General features: G+C 74.6%; 16 protein-coding genes. 7 read left to right on the top strand and 9 right to left on the bottom strand.

Annotated features, from left to right (window positions below; genetic code table 11):
• The first annotated feature begins 226 nt into the window (after positions 1–226).
• From ACFPK1_RS03565 to ACFPK1_RS03535, 7 genes are all read left to right on the top strand, one after another.
• Positions 227–1,411, top strand: coding sequence for an inositol-3-phosphate synthase (locus ACFPK1_RS03565; RefSeq protein WP_378019498.1), 1,185 nt, complete (start codon positions 227–229; stop codon positions 1,409–1,411).
• The gene (locus ACFPK1_RS03560) at positions 1,408–2,355 is read left to right on the top strand and encodes an HD domain-containing protein (protein WP_378019497.1); all 948 of its coding nucleotides are present in this window, start codon (positions 1,408–1,410) and stop codon (positions 2,353–2,355) included. The genes ACFPK1_RS03565 and ACFPK1_RS03560 overlap by 4 nt, the downstream gene beginning before the upstream one ends.
• Complete coding sequence (locus ACFPK1_RS03555; RefSeq protein ID WP_378019496.1) at positions 2,352–3,455, top strand: class I SAM-dependent methyltransferase; 1,104 nt, start codon at positions 2,352–2,354, stop codon at positions 3,453–3,455. The genes ACFPK1_RS03560 and ACFPK1_RS03555 overlap by 4 nt, the downstream gene beginning before the upstream one ends.
• On the top strand, positions 3,452–4,441 hold the full coding sequence (locus tag ACFPK1_RS03550; RefSeq protein WP_378019495.1) for a Gfo/Idh/MocA family protein: 990 nt from the start codon (positions 3,452–3,454) through the stop codon (positions 4,439–4,441). The genes ACFPK1_RS03555 and ACFPK1_RS03550 overlap by 4 nt, the downstream gene beginning before the upstream one ends.
• On the top strand, positions 4,432–5,262 hold the full coding sequence (locus ACFPK1_RS03545) for an MBL fold metallo-hydrolase (RefSeq protein WP_378019494.1): 831 nt from the start codon (positions 4,432–4,434) through the stop codon (positions 5,260–5,262). Before ACFPK1_RS03550 ends, ACFPK1_RS03545 begins: the two co-directional genes overlap by 10 nt.
• Complete coding sequence (locus ACFPK1_RS03540; RefSeq protein ID WP_378019493.1) at positions 5,259–6,743, top strand: YcaO-like family protein; 1,485 nt, start codon at positions 5,259–5,261, stop codon at positions 6,741–6,743. Before ACFPK1_RS03545 ends, ACFPK1_RS03540 begins: the two co-directional genes overlap by 4 nt.
• A 112-nt stretch (positions 6,744–6,855) precedes the next feature.
• Positions 6,856–7,773, top strand: a complete 918-nt coding sequence (locus ACFPK1_RS03535) for an IclR family transcriptional regulator (protein ID WP_378019492.1) — start codon at positions 6,856–6,858, stop codon at positions 7,771–7,773.
• Here the strand turns inward: ACFPK1_RS03535 and ACFPK1_RS03530 are convergent.
• The 9 genes from ACFPK1_RS03530 to groL form a co-directional block, all read right to left on the bottom strand.
• A complete protein-coding gene (locus ACFPK1_RS03530; protein WP_378019491.1) occupies positions 7,754–9,619 on the bottom strand; it encodes a sigma-54-dependent Fis family transcriptional regulator in 1,866 nt (621 codons plus the stop codon). The genes ACFPK1_RS03535 and ACFPK1_RS03530 overlap by 20 nt on opposite strands.
• A gap of 156 nt (positions 9,620–9,775) precedes the next feature.
• A complete protein-coding gene (locus ACFPK1_RS03525; protein WP_378019490.1) occupies positions 9,776–10,321 on the bottom strand; it encodes a bifunctional nuclease family protein in 546 nt (181 codons plus the stop codon).
• Between the two features lie 2 nt (positions 10,322–10,323).
• Complete coding sequence (locus ACFPK1_RS03520; RefSeq protein WP_378019489.1) at positions 10,324–10,569, bottom strand: hypothetical protein; 246 nt, start codon at positions 10,567–10,569, stop codon at positions 10,324–10,326.
• Positions 10,566–11,171, bottom strand: a complete 606-nt coding sequence (locus tag ACFPK1_RS03515) for a hypothetical protein (protein WP_378019488.1) — start codon at positions 11,169–11,171, stop codon at positions 10,566–10,568. The genes ACFPK1_RS03520 and ACFPK1_RS03515 overlap by 4 nt, the downstream gene beginning before the upstream one ends.
• Complete coding sequence (locus ACFPK1_RS03510) at positions 11,168–11,785, bottom strand: hypothetical protein (protein WP_378019487.1); 618 nt, start codon at positions 11,783–11,785, stop codon at positions 11,168–11,170. Before ACFPK1_RS03510 ends, ACFPK1_RS03515 begins: the two co-directional genes overlap by 4 nt.
• A gap of 38 nt (positions 11,786–11,823) precedes the next feature.
• Positions 11,824–12,531: a metal-sulfur cluster assembly factor gene (locus ACFPK1_RS03505; RefSeq protein WP_378019486.1), complete on the bottom strand. Its 708-nt coding sequence runs from the start codon at positions 12,529–12,531 to the stop codon at positions 11,824–11,826.
• Positions 12,528–13,589, bottom strand: coding sequence for an amidohydrolase family protein (locus ACFPK1_RS03500; RefSeq protein ID WP_378019485.1), 1,062 nt, complete (start codon positions 13,587–13,589; stop codon positions 12,528–12,530). The genes ACFPK1_RS03505 and ACFPK1_RS03500 overlap by 4 nt, the downstream gene beginning before the upstream one ends.
• A gap of 29 nt (positions 13,590–13,618) precedes the next feature.
• Complete coding sequence (locus ACFPK1_RS03495) at positions 13,619–14,647, bottom strand: NAD(P)-dependent alcohol dehydrogenase (RefSeq protein WP_378019484.1); 1,029 nt, start codon at positions 14,645–14,647, stop codon at positions 13,619–13,621.
• Positions 14,648–14,684: 37 nt separating this feature from the next.
• Positions 14,685–16,373, bottom strand: a complete 1,689-nt coding sequence (gene groL, locus ACFPK1_RS03490; protein ID WP_378019483.1) for a chaperonin GroEL — start codon at positions 16,371–16,373, stop codon at positions 14,685–14,687.
• Between the last annotated feature and the right edge of the window lie 66 nt (positions 16,374–16,439).

Here is a 16,439-nt window from a genome sequence, read left to right as displayed (position 1 = left end):
TCCTCCGTCGGTTGCGGGTCTGTCCCTCCCGACTCTCCGTCAACGTGCGAGCCCCGGCCTGGGTGCCCGACCCCGGACTTTTCCGGGGCCGAGGCCAGGGCCGCGTGACGCCGCTCACCGAGGTCCACCGACCGCTCGTCGCGGATCCGCGGTTTCGACCAGGAGAAGCGGGTGGTACGTCCGGCGGGGTCCACACGGGACCGGACGTCAGGTCGAGGAGGACCGCGTGGACGAGAGAGCACGCACGGGAGTGGCCATCGTCGGGCTGGGCGGGGCGGTCGCCACGACCGCGGTCGCCGGCGTCGAGATGATGAGGCTGGGCGGCATCGGCACCGCGGGCCTCCCGCTCGCCGACACCGAGGGTCTCGTGCCCTACACGTCGCTCGTGTTCGCCGGCTGGGACGTCGACGGCGACGACCTCGCCAAGGCCGCCGAGGGCCACGGCGTCCTCGACCACCGCCAGATCGAGGCGGCCGGACCGGCCCTCGCCGGGATCGAGCCCTGGCCGGCCGTCGCCGACCCGGAGTACTGCCGCAACGCCCGCGGCACCAACCTGGTCGCGGTCACGTCCCTGCGTGACCGCGTCGCCCACATCGCCGAGGACCTGCGCCGCTTCCGCCGCGACCACGACCTCGAGTCCCTGACGGTGGTCAACCTCGCCTCCACCGAGCGCTGGCCCGACCTCACGCTGCCCGCCCTGGCGAGCGCCGACGGGTTCGAGAAGGCGCTGGACGTCGACGACGCCGCGATCACCCCGGGCATGCTCTACGCGTACGCCGCGATCACCGAGGGCTGCCCGTACGTCAACTTCACCCCGAGCGCGTCCGCCGACGTGCCCGGCCTGCTCGAGCTCGCCGAGCAGCGCGGTGTGCCCGTCGCCGGCAAGGACGGCAAGACCGGCCAGACGATGATGAAGACGGTGCTGGCGCCGGCCTTCCGCTCCCGCGCGCTGACCGTCGACGGCTGGTACTCGACCAACATCCTCGGCAACCGCGACGGCGAGGTCCTCGACGACCCGGCCTCGCTGTCGAGCAAGATCGCGACCAAGGGCTCGGTGCTCGACGACATCCTCGGCTACGAGGTCGCCGACCACGTCGTGCGCATCGACTACTACCGCCCCCGCGGTGACGAGAAGGAGGCCTGGGACAACATCGACCTGGTCGGCTTCCTCGGCCAGCGGATGCAGATCAAGGTCGACTTCATGGCCCGCGACTCGGTGCTCGCGGCGCCGCTGGTGCTCGAGCTCGTGCGCCTCGTCGTCGAGGCACAGCGCCGGGGCGAGGGCGGGGCCCAGGAGCAGCTCGGCTACTTCTTCAAGGCGCCCACCACCCGCGACGGCTCGCAGCCCGAGCACGCCCTCCACCGCCAGGAGCAGGTCCTGCGCGAGTGGATCGCCGCGGGCGCCGCGTGACGGCCGCCCCGGCGACAGCCCCCGCCACGCCCGCCGCCCGCTACGCCGCGGTCCCCGGGCTGCTGCGGGAGATCGGCGACCTCAAGCGCGTGCGCACCGCGGACGCCGCCGGGTCGATGGCCTCGCGGTCGTTCGTGCGGGCGTGGTCGGCCCTGGTCGCCGGGGCCGAGCCGGTGGCCGTGGCGGACGCGGAGACCGCGGCGGCCGTGGCCGGGGCGCGCCTGGCGGGCATCGACGCCGCCGTCCTCGCCGACGCGGGCCTCGACGGGGACGCCGTGCAGGGGGTGCTGCGCCGCGCGATCGACGAGGTCGCCGAGGGCGTGGTGCACCCGGCGACGCTCGCGTGGCTGCGCGCCGCGCCGGCGCCGCAGGGCACAACAGGAGACGTCTCAGGGGTCGAGCTCCCGGCGTTCGTCGACGCGCTGTGCCGCCAGCCCCGCGCCGGGGCGACGGCCCCGGGCCGGGCACGGCTGATCGCGGAGCCGCCCGAGGACCACGGCGAGCACTGCTGGGCCGTCGCCGTGTACGGCGCCCTGCTCGCGCTGGACCACGGCGCCGACCGCGGCGAGGCCTTCCTGCTCGGGCTCGCCCACCACCTGCACAACGCCGTCCTGCCCGACGCCGGGTTCGCCGGCGAGACCCTGCTGGGGGAGCACCTCGACGGCGTCGTCGACCGGCTCACCGAGCGCGCCCTGGCCACGCTGCCCGACGACCTCGGCACCCGCGTGCGCGGCCTGCTCGCCGCCCGCGCCGACGCCGGGAGCCCGCTGGGCGCGACCTTCCACGCCGCCGACGTCCTCGACCGCGTGCTGCAGGTGCACCACCACGCGCGGGCCGCGGCGTTCACGGTGCGCGAGGCGCTCGACGACCTCGAGCTCGTGCACGCCTCGCCGGTGCAGGAGCACCAGAACGCGGTGCTCGCCGCCGCCGGGCTGCTGCCGTGAGCGCGGCGACGCGGCGCAGCCCCGAGACCGGGGCGGACCTGCACGCCGACACGGAGCACAGCCTCACCGACGGGACCACGCGCTGGCCCGTGCTCGAGGGGATCCCGTACCTGCGCGCCGGGCGCGAGGAGGTCCGCGACACCGCGCTCGCCGCCCTCGACGACGGCCGCCCGGACGACGCCGCGGCCGTGCTGCTCGCCGACAACGACGACTGGTGGGACCAGCCCCCGCCGCCCGCGGACCAGCTGCGCGCGACGTTGCGCGCCACCACGCTGCGCGACGCCGTGACGGGTCTCGGGCTGGGACGGGTCGGCGACTACTTCCTGCACCGCGACCACGACCCCTCCGGGCTCGCGGTCCTCGCGCTCACCGCGGCCCACCCGCCGGCCGGGCGCCCGGTGCTCGACCTCGCCTGCGGTGCGGGGCACCTGCTGCGCCGCCTCGCCCAGCACGGCGAGCGCGACCTCACCGGCGTCGACGTGGTGTTCGCCAAGCTCTGGCTCGCGCGGCGCTTCGTCGTGCCGGCGCACGTCGACCTCGTCTGCGCCGACCTCGCCCACCCCTGGCCGCTGGCGGCCGCCGAGAGCAGCTACGTCGCCGCGCACGACGTCCTGTACTTCCTCGACGACCCGGCGGCGGTGCTCGCGACCGCCGCGCAGCACGCCGGTCCCGGCGGCGCCGTGGTCGCGGGCCACTGCCACACCCCGGGCCAGCCCGGGCACCCCCGCCCGCCCGCGTCGTGGGCGGCCCTGCTGCCCGAGGCGTCCTGCTACGGCGAGGAGGAGCTGACCGCCGCCGCGCTCGAGCGCCGCCTCCCGCGCCCGGCGCCCGCCGAGGACCTCGTCGACACCGAGGCCGTCGCCGTCGTCCGCGACCTCACCGGCTTCGGCGGCGAGTCCGCGCTGCTCGACCCGGCCCCCACCGCCGCGCTGCGACCCAACCCGCTCTACGCCGGGGGCACCCGGCGCTGGCCGAACGCCGTGTGGGCCGACGAGTACGGGCCGCGCGCCGCGACCTACCTGCCGCCGTCCTGGCCCGACCCGCTGCCCGACGACGCCGTCGCGCGCCGGCTGCTCGTCGACCTCCCGGAGCGGTGGTGACCGGCTGGGGCGTGGTCGGCCTCGGCTGGGTGGCGCGCGACTACGTGCTGCCCGCCGTCGCCGCCGACCCCGCCGCGCACCTCGTCGGCGTCCACGACCGCGACCCGGCCGCGCTCGCCGGGCTGTCGCCGGCCTACGCCGACCTCGACGACCTGCTCGCCGCGCCGGGCCTCGACGCCGTCTACGTCGCCACCCCGAACCACGCGCACGCGCCGGTGGTCGAGGCCGTCGCGGCCGCGGGCATCCCGGTGCTCTGCGAGAAGCCCCTGGCCCACGACGTGCCGGCGGCCGAGAAGATGGTCGCCGCCACCGGCGGCCTGCTCGCCGGCACCGCGTTCGACCAGCGCTTCCACCCCGCCCACGAGGTGATCGCCGAGCGGATCGCCGGCGGCGACCTCGGCGTCGTCACCACGGTCCGGATCGTCTACGGGTGCTGGCTGCCCGCGGACTGGAGCACCCCGGTCGGCGGGCGCGACAACTGGCGCGTGGACCCCGCCCGCGCCGGGGGCGGCGCGATGATCGACCTCGCCCCGCACGGCCTCGACCTCACCGGACGCCTGCTCGGCGAGGACGTCGTCGACCTCGTCGCGCTCACGGCGACGCGGGTGCACGACTACGACACGGACGCCGGAACACCCGACGACACCGCCGTGCTCGCCGGCCGCACCGCGAGCGGCACGTTGCTGTCACACCACGTCAGCTTCTCCACCGCCGACCCGCTGCCACGCCGGCGGCTCGAGGTCGTCGGCACCCGCGCGCAGCTGGTCGCGGAGAACACGCTCGGGCAGGACCCGGGCGGCACGCTGACCCGCATCGACGCGTCCACCGGCGCGGCGGAGCCCGTCGCCTTCGACGCGCAGACCGGCCCGTTCACCCGGCAGCTGGCCGCGTTCGGTGCCGCCGTCCGCGGCGAGGCGGCCTGGCCGTACCCGCTGCAGCGCGACCTCGCGCTGCACACCCTGCTGATGGAGGCGGCATGCCCCTGAGCCCCTGGACCTGCACCAACTGCGGGCACTGGCAACGCTGGTTCGACGTCCCGCCGCAGTGCCCGGTGTGCGTCGACGTCCGCAACGCCCTGCCCGAGGACGGCTGGGAGTTCCGCGCGTTCGCCGACCTCGCCGCCGGCCGGGAGGCGCGCTGGGAGGAGGTCACGCCGGGCGTCACCGCCTTCTGGTGCGAGCCGCAGGTCGGGCTCGGCACCTGCGGGTGGGTGATCGAGACCGACGACGGGCTCGTCGGCTTCGAGGGCGCCGGCTTCTACCCCGACGCGGCGATCGCCGAGCTGCGCCGCCGCGGCGGGCTCGTCGCCCTCGGCGCGAGCCACGTGCACGGCTACGGCGCGCTGTTCCAGCTCCAGGACGAGCTCGACCCGCCGGTGCTCGGGATCGGCGTGCGGGACCTGGAGTGGACCAAGGCCTTCCGCGTCACCTGGCCGCTCGACGACCGCCACGTGTTCGCGCCCGGCCTGGTCGCCCACCGCACCGGCGGGCACTTCGACGGCCACAACGTCCTGCACGACGAGCGCCGCGGGATCCTGTTCTGCGGCGACATGCTCAAGCCGAGCTTCGACGCCGACGGCACCACGGTCGGGCTGTCCGCGCACAAGGCCTACCACGCGCAGATCCCGCTGTCCCACCAGGAGATCCGCGACGCCTACGCGGTCATCGAACAGCTGGACTTCGAGGCGGTGGCCACACCGTTCGAGTACGCGCCACACATCTCGACGAAGACGGTCCTCGCGCTCTACGACCGGCTGCTCTCGGCGCAGCCGGTGGCCGGCCCGATCGCGCTGGACGAGCTCGGATGACGGCCTCCCTCGACGACGTCACCGCGGGTCTCGACGCGGCGCTGCCGCCCGGCGAGGTGGGCGACACGGAGCTCCGCGCCGCCGACCGCACCGGCGTCGCCGTCGTCTCCGCCGACCACGCCGACCCCGGCGGCGAGTGGCCGCGCAGCGGCGCGTTCGGCTACGGGCTGTCGACCGAGCGGGCCCGGGTCGCGGCCCACGCGGAGCTCGCCGAGGAGATGCTGCTCTCGCGCCGGCTGCGCGAGCTGGAGCCGGTGCGCGACTCGTACACCGCGCTGCGGGCGGTGCGCGGCGACGACCGCGTCGTCGACCCGGTCTCCCTCGTCCTGCCCGCGGGCACCGCGTACGACCCCGACCGGCCGCGCTGGTGGCTGCCGACCACGCGCTGGCGCACCGGCGAGGAGGTGCTCGTCCCCGCGGAGTTCGCCGCCGCCTACCCCGTCGACCTCGACTGGCAGCCCGCGGACGAACGCCTCGTCACCGTCATCACCAACGGCTGCGGCGCCGGCGACACCGTCGAGCGGGCCGTCGGGCACGCCCTGGGCGAGCTGCTGCAGCGCGACGGGAACGCCACGGCGTTCCGGGCGCTCGACCGCGGCGTCGTCATCGACACCGGGGGCGTGACCGACCCGGACACCCGCCGGCTGCTCGACCACCTCGCCGACGTCGGGATCACCGTGGTCCCGAAGCTCGCGTCGACGGCCTTCGGCGTCACCGACCTGCACGTCGTCGGGTACGACACCGACCCGGCCGACGCGCCGCACCCCATCTCGATCACCGCCTGCGGGGAGGCGGCGCACCCCGACCGCGAGGTCGCGCTGCAGAAGGCGCTGCTCGAGTTCTGCTCCGCGCGCGTGCGCAAGCTGGTCGCGCACGCCGACCTGGACACCGTGCGCCCGCTGTTCGACGCCCGGTACTGGGAGCGCGAGCTGGCCCACCCGCTGCCCCCGCAGGAGCGGCGCGCGTTCGAGGCGATGGCCGACTGGACCGCGCGCGGCCCCGCGGCGCTGCGCGAGCTGCTGGCGCCCACGGTGCTCGCCCGGCGGGAGACCGTGGCGTTCACCGACCTCCCGCACACCCCCGGCCTCGACGAGCCGGGCGCGCTGCTCGACGACCTCCTCGCGCGGCTCGACGGGTTCGACGTGCTCACGGTGGTCGCGGACGCGGGGTCGGCGGTGACCGCCAAGGTCATCGTGCCGGGGCTCGAGGTCGAGACCATGTCGTACGGGCGGATCGGCGCCCGCGGTGTCGAGCGGCTGCTGGCGCGCGGGAGCGATCTCGCCGGGCTGGGCGACCCGCCCCACGCCGGCGCGCAGCCCGTGGCGCTGACGGCGGAAGGCCGCGACCGACTGGGGGCGCCGGCGTGGCTGGACCGCGCCGCGGTCGACCGGACGGTGGGCGACCTCTACCCCCTCTACCGCGAGCCGACCCGCCACGCGCTGGCCCGCGCCGGGGCCGGCGAGCCCCTCGACCTGCGCTGATGCATCCATCAGCACCCGATCGGGGGGCCGAAGATCGCCTCCAGGCGCCCGGTCGTCGCGCCGTCTCACACTGAGACAGGCGTCACCCCGCGATGGTCCTACCGTCGGGGACGTGGACGACGACGTGGTGCCCGCGGGCGGTGGGTCGCGGTCGCTGAAGACCGCGGCGACGGTCCTGCGTGCGCTGCGCCTGCTCGGGGACCACCCGGACGGCCTGTCCGCGACGGACCTCGCCGAGGAGCTCGGCAAGAGCGCCGCCACCGCCCGGTACATGATCAACACCCTGTGCGAGGCGGGGTACGCGGAGCGGGCCGCCTCGGGCCGCTGCCGCCTGTCCGACGCGCCCCCGTGGGGCCAGTGGGGCACGAGCGCCGCTGCGAGCCCCGTGCCCGGCGACCCCGACCCGGGCGCCGTGCTGGCCGAGGCCACCACGGAGCTCTACCGGCGCACCCGCCAGCGCTCCTACCTGGTGCGCCGCACCGGCATCGTGGTCGCGACGGTCACCGACTCGCGCGGCCACCAGGGCCTCGCGAAGCACCCGGGGCTGGGCACCCACGTGGCGCCGGAGCACGCGCACGCCCTGGCCATGACCAAGGTCCTGCTCGCGACGTCGGCGGAGTACCGCGAGGCCGTCGACGAGGAGGGCGACCCGCTGGTCCGCCTGACCCCGGCGACGCTCACCGACCTGTCCGCGCTGCGGGCCGAGCTCGACGAGGTCCGCCGCGCGGGCGTCGCGCTCGACCGCGAGGAGTTCGCGGGCGGCTTCGCGACCATCGCGGCCCCGGTCGTCTCGCCCTCCGGTGCCGCCACCGTCGCCCTGGGCCTCTCGTGCTCGGCGCGCCGGCTCGCGCTCGACGAGGACGAGCTGGTCGAGGCCGTCCGCGCCGTCGCGGCGCGGGCGAGTGCGCAGTGGGCCGGCGAGGTCGGCGCGCGCCAGGTCGGCATGCCGCCCGCGCGCCCGGACGAGACGGTGGAGCGCGACGAGCCGATGGTCACCGGGTTCGGCCGGTTCAGCGGCCCACGTCGGTGATGCCGAAGGCCCGCAGGCGCCGGTAGAGCGTCGCGCGGCCGATCCCGAGCGCGCTGGCGGCCTGCGAGCGGTTGCCGTTCGCCTCGACCAGCGCCGAGACGATGAGGTCGCGCTCGGCGGTCTCGAGCGGGGTGAGCCGACGGCGGGTGCCGCTGACCGCGAACTCCGCGGGCAGGTCGGCGGCCTCGACGTCGCCGGCGGGGCGCGCGGCGAGCGCGCGGCGCAGCACCCCGGCGAGCTGGGTGACGTTGCCCGGCCAGCGCGCGCCGGTGAGCAGCGCCGCGGTCTCGGGCGTGCACCGGGCGCGGCGTGACGGCGCGAGCCGGGCGAGCAGGGCGGCCGCGATCAGGGGGACGTCGTCGGGCCGGCGCCGCAGGGGCTCGACCAGCACCGAGGTGGCGAACCCGGCGAGCATCCCGCCGAGCGGGCCCCCCTCGGGCGCGCGCTCCGCGGTGATGAGCCCGACCACCCACCACGACGGCGGGACCTGCTCGAGCAGCGCGGTGAGGGCGCCGACGCCGGCCGGGTCGAGGGCCTCGGTGTGCCGCACGACCACGGTGGCCGCGCCCGCACCGGCGGTGGTGGCCTCGGCCGCGTAGCCCGCGAGCGTCACGGCCGCCTCCGGGTCGGCGCCGTCGACGGTGACCCACCGGGCCCCGGGACGGACCTCGCCGTGCGCGGCGCGGACGGCGGCGGCCTTGCCGGTGCCCGGCTCGCCGAGCACCACGGTGCTGCGGGCCGCGCCGGCGGCCGCGCGCAGCGCCCCGGCGACAGTGCGCCACGGCCGCGAGTCGCCCGCGAGCCCGGGCAGCGGCCGCTCGACCGACGAGGGCGGCGGCGGGAACCACGCCGACGACGACCCGGAGTTCGGTGGCGGCGCGGGCAGCTCTCCGGTGCGGGAGGAGGAGTTCCGGCTCGCGTCGTCGCCGCCCGCGAGCCGCAGACTGCTGCGGCTGGGCACGACCTCCACGACGACGCCCACCGGCCGCTCGGCCGGCACCGGAGTGATCATCAGACGGGCCGGGCCGCCGGCGAGCAGCACGCGGTCCTGGTGGGGACGCCCGCCCACGCCCAGCTCCAGCGCCCGTGCCGTGACGCGCTCCTGGTCGAGGGTCGAGAGGCCGCGGGCGGCGCGGTTGACCATGACGAGGTCGTCGGTGAGCGCCAGGACCGGGCCGGCGGTGCGCGCGCAGGTGGCGCGGAACGCGGCCATGACCCGGCGGATGCCGACGCCGCCGCGCTCGCGCAGGACGTCCTCGATGTCGGTGGCCGCCTGCTGGGCCAGGAAGCGCATGAGGTCGTTGGCCTCGGAGCGCAGGCAGGTGACGTCGAGGATGCCGGCGAGCGCGCCGTCGGGGCCCCGCACCGGTGCACCCGCGCACGCGAAGGCCTGCAGGCGCTCGCTGAAGTGCTCGGCGCCGACGACCAGCGCCGGGATCGCGCTCTCGAGCGAGGTGCCCACCCCGTTGGTGCCCGCGAACTCCTCGGCGTAGCTGAACCCGGGCGCGAGCGAGATGGCGTCGAGGCGGCGCTGGAGCTCGCCCTCGCCGACCCGGCGCTCGAGCACGCGCCCGTCGGCGTCGGTGAGCACCACGGCCACGGACATGCCCGAGAGCCGCTCGGCGAGGTCGTCGAGCACCGGGCGCGCGCAGTTGGACAGGCTGCCGTCGAAGTCGAGGTCGGGCTCGTAGGGCAGGTCGAGCTGGGTCGCGTCGACCCCGGCGTTCCGGGAGCGTTCCCAGGAGTCGACGATCTCGGGACGGACGATGCCGGAGGCGCTCACGGAGCCCCGGTCGACGAAGAACTCACGCGCGCGACCGAGGGCGCTCTGGGCGCGTCCGTCCATGGGCCACCTCGCCATCGACCACCACGCCGAAGTGATGGGTAACACGGCATCGTACGGGCCCGACGGCCCCCGCAGGGACCCTCGATTGTCTCGGATCGAGACGCCGCCGGGGCGATGCCGCAGGTCAGGACAGGTCGACGGGCCACCGGTCCGGCGTCAGCCGGGGTCGGGCCCCGCCGTCCGGCCCTCGCCGGCGTCCGGTGGCCTCGCGAAGTCCTGCGGGGTGGCCTGCTCGAGGAACGCGCGCATCTCCTCCACCTGCTCCGCGGCCGCGCGCGCCGGCTCCTGCCGGTCGCCGCCGAGCTCGCTGTAGGACTGGCCCACGGCGTCCACCACCGCGTCGGCCACCTCGAGCGGCAGGGCCTCGCGCACGGTCACCGCGAGCACGTCGCTCGGCCGCCCGGGCAGGCGCGTGCCGTCGTCGAGCACCAGCTCCGCCCGGAAGCGGTCGTCGACGAGCGCGACGATCTCGCCGCGCGCCAACCGCCGCCCGAGCTTGACGGCGAGCTCGCCGATGAGGTCCTGGGTCAGGCGGTCGTCGTCGTCCGGCGCCGCCGCGCGCGGCCCGCGGTCGAGGATCTCGGCCTGGGGCCCGCGCACCGACACCACCACGCATCGGTCGGCGTTCTCCTCCACGAGCAGCGCGAGCGGCTCGCGGGTCATCCGGTGCACCACGAGCCGCGCGAAGCGCATGGCGACCATGGTCAGTCCCTGGTGCCGTCGACCGGTTCGAACGCCGCCCGCAGCGCCGCGAGGTCCTCGCGGACGCGCTCGGCGTCCTGGCCCTCGCCCCACGACGGGTCACCGGGCGTGATCCCCAGCGAGGTCAGCAGCTCGGCGGCCGCGGCCGAGGGGTCGCCGCTCTCCCCGAGGACGGGGTGCAGGCCCTGGTCGGCCAGGTGCTCGAACACCAGGTTGACGACGGTCCACGGGTTGTACTTCTCGATCACTCGTCTCCCCCCGGGGTGTCGGTGAGCTCGACCTCGTCGAGGGTCTCGAGCTCGGTCGGGCTGAGCGCGCGGGCGCCCTCGAGGACCGTGCCCTGGTGCTCGGCGATCCGCTGGTCGACGCGCTGGCTGAGCTGGTAGGCGATCGCGCCGGTCTGGTGCACCGAGATCGTGTCCGGCAGCGCCTGGCGCGTCGACGTGATCGCCACGCCCTGGGGGACGCCGTCGGCGACGGCCACGCCGACCTCGAACGTCTCCCGCGGGTTGGTCGCCGGGTCCGCGTAGTGCTTCTTGAGCTGGCGCAGCATCTTGTGCCAGCCGAGCACCTCGCCCTCGAGCTCGAGGGCCGAGACGTCGTCCTCGGTGAGGTTCATGCCGCGCTCGCCGGGCGCGAAGCAGCGCGAGTACGACAGCAGGGCCGTGGTCCACAGCGACTCGACGACGACCGGGTCCGGCTCGGGGACGTTGAGCGCGGTGACGAGGCGCTCGCAGCACAGCAGCACGGTCTGCAGGTCGTCGAAGATCGCCGCGAGATCGGCCAGCGCCGCCGCGGCCGGCGAGCCGATGCGCCGGACGGTGCGCGGGGTGTCGCTGGGGGCGCTCATGCGACGAGCTCCTTCAAGACGATGGCGGTGTCGGTCGGGGCGGGCATCTCGGCGGGAACGCCGCCGGCCTCGTCGAGCACGTGGTCGAGGACGGTGTCCAGCAGGGCGACCAGGGCGATGTCGCGTTCCGGCGAGCCGGGCGGCCCGGCCACGGCGACCAGGCCGTGGATGGCGGCGACGAGCTCGTCGAGCGCCGCGAGCCCGCAGCTCACCAGCGCCCACCGCGGGAGGCGGCGGGCGAGCGGGCCCGGCAGCGCCGCGCCCCAGAGCCGGCGGGACCGGCGGGCCCGGGCCAGGCGCCGGGTCGCGCTCCGGTCGTACGGGCGGTTCACCAGCGTCGCCTCGGCGGTCAGCCCCACGAGGCGCCAGGTCAGCGCCGGGTCGTCGCTGTCCGCGCGGGCGAGCGCCTCGGCCCGTCCGAGCAGCGCCGCCCGCCCCTCCGGCGAGCACCGGTCGTTGACCTGGGTGGCCAGCGCCGCGACGGCCGGGTGGGTGCACCGAGGCCACGCCCGGAACGGTTCCCCCGCCAGCACCGAGACGTGCTCCATGAGACAGCGGCCCGCCCCGGGATCGTCGTGGTTGCCGGGATCGAGCTGCACCGGATGGCGCGCCATGGCGGGAGATCTCCTCTCGTGAGGACGTGCGGTGCGCTCTACAGCCCGTAGCGGGCCGCGAGCTGACCGCGGCAGATGCTGGTGTTCGCGTCGACCCCGACCTGGTACGAGCGGGCCTTGCGCAGGTGCAGCGGCAGGGCGTCGAGCCCCACCGTCGCGCCCGCGGGGTCCACGACCAGCGGCGCGTCGTCGTCGGCCGGGATGCCGAGCTCGCGGCGGCGGGCCCGCAGGCGACGCAGGTCGTCACCGTCGGGAGCGTCGGCGAGGGTCATCGCGGCGACCTGCTCGGGGGTCGCGCCGGCGCGCATCAGCGGGCGGACCACGAGGTCGGTGCCCGCCATCATGGCCCGCTCGGTGAACGACCGGCGCAGGTCGTGCAGCTCCTCGACGGCCTCGCCGACCTCGCTGCCGGCCATCGAGGTGACGAAGCCGGCCCGCGCCGCCACGCCCTGGTTGATGGCGTCGGAGGCGAAGTGGTCGATGAGGGCCACGTCGACGTCGGTGAGCCCCTCCACCTGCGACACGGCGTCCCAGGCGTCGGCGACCATGAGGAAGGCGAAGTTGGGCGCGCAGAAGTAGGTGGGCAGGCGCAGGCGCACGTGTGCGACCCCGTCGTCGGAGACCGAGCACTCGGCCACGAAGTCCAGGCTGACGACGTCGTTGTCGAGCTCGGGGTCGCGCACGGTGCGCAGCGCCTCCCACGCCCCCGCCACGAGGGTGGCGGGGGCGTCGGAGACCGCGGTCATGCCTGGGCCACCGACCGGTCCTCGACCAGCTCGGCGGCGTCGGCCGCCGCCGGCTGCCCCTCGGAGATCTGGCACTCGGCCGGCACCTCGATGCCGTAGAGCTTGGCCGCGTTCAGACCGAGGATCTTCTTCTTGCCGTTGGTGTCGAGGCGCGGGTAGTCGGCGAACTGGTCATCGTCGGGCATCGTCCAGTCGACGAGGCCCTCGATCTGCCACTTCGGCTCCCAGATGTTGTAGTCCGAGCCGAACGTCATCTTGTCCTCGCCGACCCAGAACAGCAGCTCGCCCATGACCTTGGCGAAGAACTTGGGACGGGCGTGCATGAGGCCGCCGATGACCACCGAGAGCCCGGCGTACACGTTGGGCTCCTGCGTCGCCATGAAGCAGAAGTCCTCGATGCGCGGCAGGCCCACGTGCTCGACGATGAAGTTCAGGTTCTGGAAGTCCGTGGCCGCGTGGTCGACGTCGGAGACGTCGAAGGCGTCCTTGTCCAGCGGCCAGATCGTCGGGCCCTTGTGGACGTGGATGTTCTTGACGCCCAGTTCCTCGGCGCGCTGCAGGAAGCGGTAGGCCTCCGGGTCGGTCAGCTTGTAGCCGCGCGAGTCACCGTTCCACTCGGCGGTGTAGAGCTTCGCGCCGATGGCGTTGAACTTCCGGGTGTTCTCCTCGAACTCGCGCATGCCGGCGTCGCCGTCGCGCGGGTCGAAGCGGGTGTTCACGATGAACTTGTCCGGGTACTTCTGCGCCAGGTACCCGTTGCGCTCGGTCGTGTTGAAGCCGTCCTTGTACCACTCCTTGAGGTACGTCGACTGGAAGATCGCGACGTCGACGTGTCCCTCCTCGAACTCCTCGCGCATCAGCTGCTCTTCGGAGACCTTCTGGAACTCCTCGAGCGGCTGGTGCGTGTCGGCCGGGCCCAGGCCCTGGTAGGCGTGGAAGCACTCGATCCAGCCCTTGGCGTACTGCTCGGCGCCCTGGACCCAGTTCTCCGGGGAGGCGTCCCAGAAGTGCATGTGGGAGTCGACGATGAAGTACTTCTCGCCGTCCTTCTCGTACATGTGGTGGTGTCCTTCCTGTACTCCGCCGTCTACGGAACGAGGATCGCCCGGCCGCGGACCTTCCCCGCGTCCAGGTCGTGCAGGGCGTCCAGAGCCTGGTCGAGCCGGTACTGCACCGTGTGCAGCGTGACCTTGCCCGCCTGGGCCAGGACCATGAGCTCGGCCAGGTCGTTGTACGTCCCGACGATGTTGCCGATGACGTTCTTCTCGCCGGCGACGAAGTCGAGAGTCGGGGCCTGGAACTGTCCGCCGTAACCGAGCACGAACTGGTAGCCCGCCGGCCCGGTCATCTGCCACGCCTCGAGCTCGACGCCCTGCTCGGCGACGAAGTCGAAGACGACGGTGGCGCCGCCCCCGGTGAGGTCCTGCACCGCCGCGACGTGGTTGCCGTCGGCCACGACGGTCTCGTCCGCGCCGATCTGCTTGGCGAGCTCGAGCGCGGCGGGGTTCTTGTCCACCACGATGATCTTCGTGGCGGTCAGGGCGGCGAGGGCCTGGATGCCGATGTGGCCCAGACCGCCCGCGCCGATGACGACCGCGCTCGTCCCCGGGTACAGGTACGGCACGGCCTTGCGCACCGCGTGGTACGCGGTGATGCCGGCGTCGGCGAGCGCCGCGACGTCGGCCGGGTTGGTGGAGGGGTCGAGCTTCACGCAGGCCCGGGCGGTGGTCCGCAGGTACTCGGCCATGCCGCCGTCGTTGTTCGACAGCCCGGGGAAGAACGCGTCCCCGGTGCACTGCATGTCCCGGCCCGCCCGGCACGCCAGGCACAGGCCGCAGGACGGCTGCGGGTGCAGGATCACCGTGTCGCCCACGCGGACGTTGGTGACGGCGTCACCGACCTCGTGCACCCACCCGGCGTTCTCGTGGCCGATCACGTAGGGCAGGTCCGGGTTCTGGATGTCGGCCCAGTCGCCGTCGACGATGTGCAGATCCGTCCGGCAGACACCCGCGCCACCGATCTTGACGATGACGTCGAGCGGGCCCTGGAGCTTGGGCTCCGGGATGTCGTCGATGCTCGGATCCTGCTTGTACCCGTGGACACGGACGGCCTTCACGACGAGTTCCTCCCAAGGATCACAGTGGTCACAGCGGTCACCCCATGGACGGGCCGAGGCCCATCGACTGGGGCGTGCTCGAGTCGGGCGCCGGCTGCGGCAGGCCTTCGTCGAGCTGGCCGAACTCTGTCATGAGGGACTTGTTCCAGGGGGTCTGTTCCTCGGCGACGAGCGAGTTCGTCGTGAGGATCAGGCCGGCCACCGAGGCGCCGTTCTGGAGCGCGGAGCGCACGACCCGCAGCGGGTCGATGATGCCGAGCTCGACCATGTTGCCGAAGCGGCCCTCGAGGGCGTCGAAGCCCTCGTCGACGCCCAGGTCGCGGGTCTGCTTGACGACGTCGCCGCCCTCGTAGCCCGCGTTCGAGGCGATGAGGTTGGCCGGCTCGGACAGGGCCGCGCGCACGATCTCGGCGCCGATGCGCCCGTCGCCGGTGAGGCCGTCCAGGTCGGCCAGCGCGGCCTCGGCGTGCAGCAGCGCCGAGCCGCCGCCGGCGACGATGCCCTCCGCCATGGCCGCGCGGGTCGCCTGCAGCGAGTCGTCGACGCGGTGGCGGACCTCCTTGAGCTCCGCGTTGGTCGGCGCGCCGACCTGCAGGATCGCGGCCTTGCCGGACAGGCGCGCGATGCGCTCGGAGAACCAGTCCTCGTCGGTGCCGATCGTCGCGCGGTCCAGCTCGGCCCGCAGCTGCGAGAGGCGCTGCTCGCGGCCGGCCGGGTCGCCGAGGCCGCCGATGATCGCGGTCTGCTCGCTGGTGGCGCGGACCTGCGTCGCGCGCCCGAGGTGCTCGGCGCCCATCTGCTCGAGCGAGAACGCCGACGCCTTCGAGTACACCTTGCCGCCGCAGAGGGCGGCCATGTCCTCGAGGAGGTGCACGCGCTTCTCGCCGAAGCCCGGGGCCTGGATCGCCGTGACCTTGAGGTGCCCGTTGACGTGGTTGTGCACCAGCATCTGGAGGGCGGAGCCCTCGACCTTCTCGGCCACGATCACGAGCGGCCGCGGGTCGCGCATGATCCGCTCGAGCACCGGCATGAGGGAGCGCACGTCGGTGATCTTCTCGGCGGAGAAGAGGATGTACGGGTCGTCCAGCACGGCGAGCATCGAGCCCGGGTCGGTGACCAGGTACGGCGAGACGTAGCCGTTGTCGAACTCGAAGTCCTCGACGAAGTTCACGTGCAGGCCCAGCATGGGGCCGTCGTCGACGGTGATGACGCCGTCGTCGCCCACGGTGTGCAGGGTCTCGGCGACGACGCGGCCGATCGCGTCGTCGTCGTTGGCGGAGATCGCCGCGACGCGCGAGAGCGCCTCGACGTCGTCCACCGGGTGCGCGACCGTCGCCAGGTGCGCGACGACCCGCGCGACCGCGGCGTCGATCCCGCGCTTGACGAGCACCGGGTTGCCCCCCTGGCCGATGGCCTTGAGGCCCTCGCGGACGATGGCCTGGGCGAGCACGGTCGACGTGGTGGTGCCGTCACCGACCACGTCGTTGGTCTTGACGGCGGCCTCCTTGAGGACCTGCGCGCCCATGTTCTCGAACTGGTCCCGCAGGTAGATCTCCCGCGCGATCGTCACGCCGTCGTTCGTGACCTCCGGCGTGCCGGTGATCTTCTCGAGGATGACGTTGCGTCCCTTGGGCCCCAGCGTCGACTTCACCGCTTCGGCGAGCTGGTCGACTCCAGCCTGGAGAGCCCTGCGCGCGTCGGCGCCGAATCGCAGTTCCTTGGCCATGTCCTCACTTCTCCGGTGCTCTGGGGCGCGAACGGGGCGTCAACGGGGGTCGTCACATCAACGGCA

It is taken from the genome of Actinomycetospora rhizophila (assembly GCF_042657905.1).
GTDB lineage: Bacteria > Actinomycetota > Actinomycetes > Mycobacteriales > Pseudonocardiaceae > Actinomycetospora > Actinomycetospora rhizophila.
Note: the sequence above shows the minus strand (reverse complement) of the source record. Positions and strands in the feature narration are given on the sequence as shown.

What these genes read in the sequence shown, in the direction of transcription:
- ACFPK1_RS03530 (WP_378019491.1), bottom strand. Translation starts at nt 9,619, where the DNA reads ATGGACGGACGCGCCCAGAGCGCCCTCGGTCGCGCGCGTGAGTTCTTC.
- ACFPK1_RS03510 (WP_378019487.1), bottom strand. Translation starts at nt 11,785, where the DNA reads ATGGCGCGCCATCCGGTGCAGCTCGATCCCGGCAACCACGACGATCCC.
- ACFPK1_RS03540 (WP_378019493.1), top strand. Translation starts at nt 5,259, where the DNA reads ATGACGGCCTCCCTCGACGACGTCACCGCGGGTCTCGACGCGGCGCTG.
- groL (WP_378019483.1), bottom strand. Translation starts at nt 16,373, where the DNA reads ATGGCCAAGGAACTGCGATTCGGCGCCGACGCGCGCAGGGCTCTCCAG.
- ACFPK1_RS03500 (WP_378019485.1), bottom strand. Translation starts at nt 13,589, where the DNA reads ATGTACGAGAAGGACGGCGAGAAGTACTTCATCGTCGACTCCCACATG.
- ACFPK1_RS03525 (WP_378019490.1), bottom strand. Translation starts at nt 10,321, where the DNA reads ATGGTCGCCATGCGCTTCGCGCGGCTCGTGGTGCACCGGATGACCCGC.
- ACFPK1_RS03545 (WP_378019494.1), top strand. Translation starts at nt 4,432, where the DNA reads ATGCCCCTGAGCCCCTGGACCTGCACCAACTGCGGGCACTGGCAACGC.
- ACFPK1_RS03505 (WP_378019486.1), bottom strand. Translation starts at nt 12,531, where the DNA reads ATGACCGCGGTCTCCGACGCCCCCGCCACCCTCGTGGCGGGGGCGTGG.
- ACFPK1_RS03515 (WP_378019488.1), bottom strand. Translation starts at nt 11,171, where the DNA reads ATGAGCGCCCCCAGCGACACCCCGCGCACCGTCCGGCGCATCGGCTCG.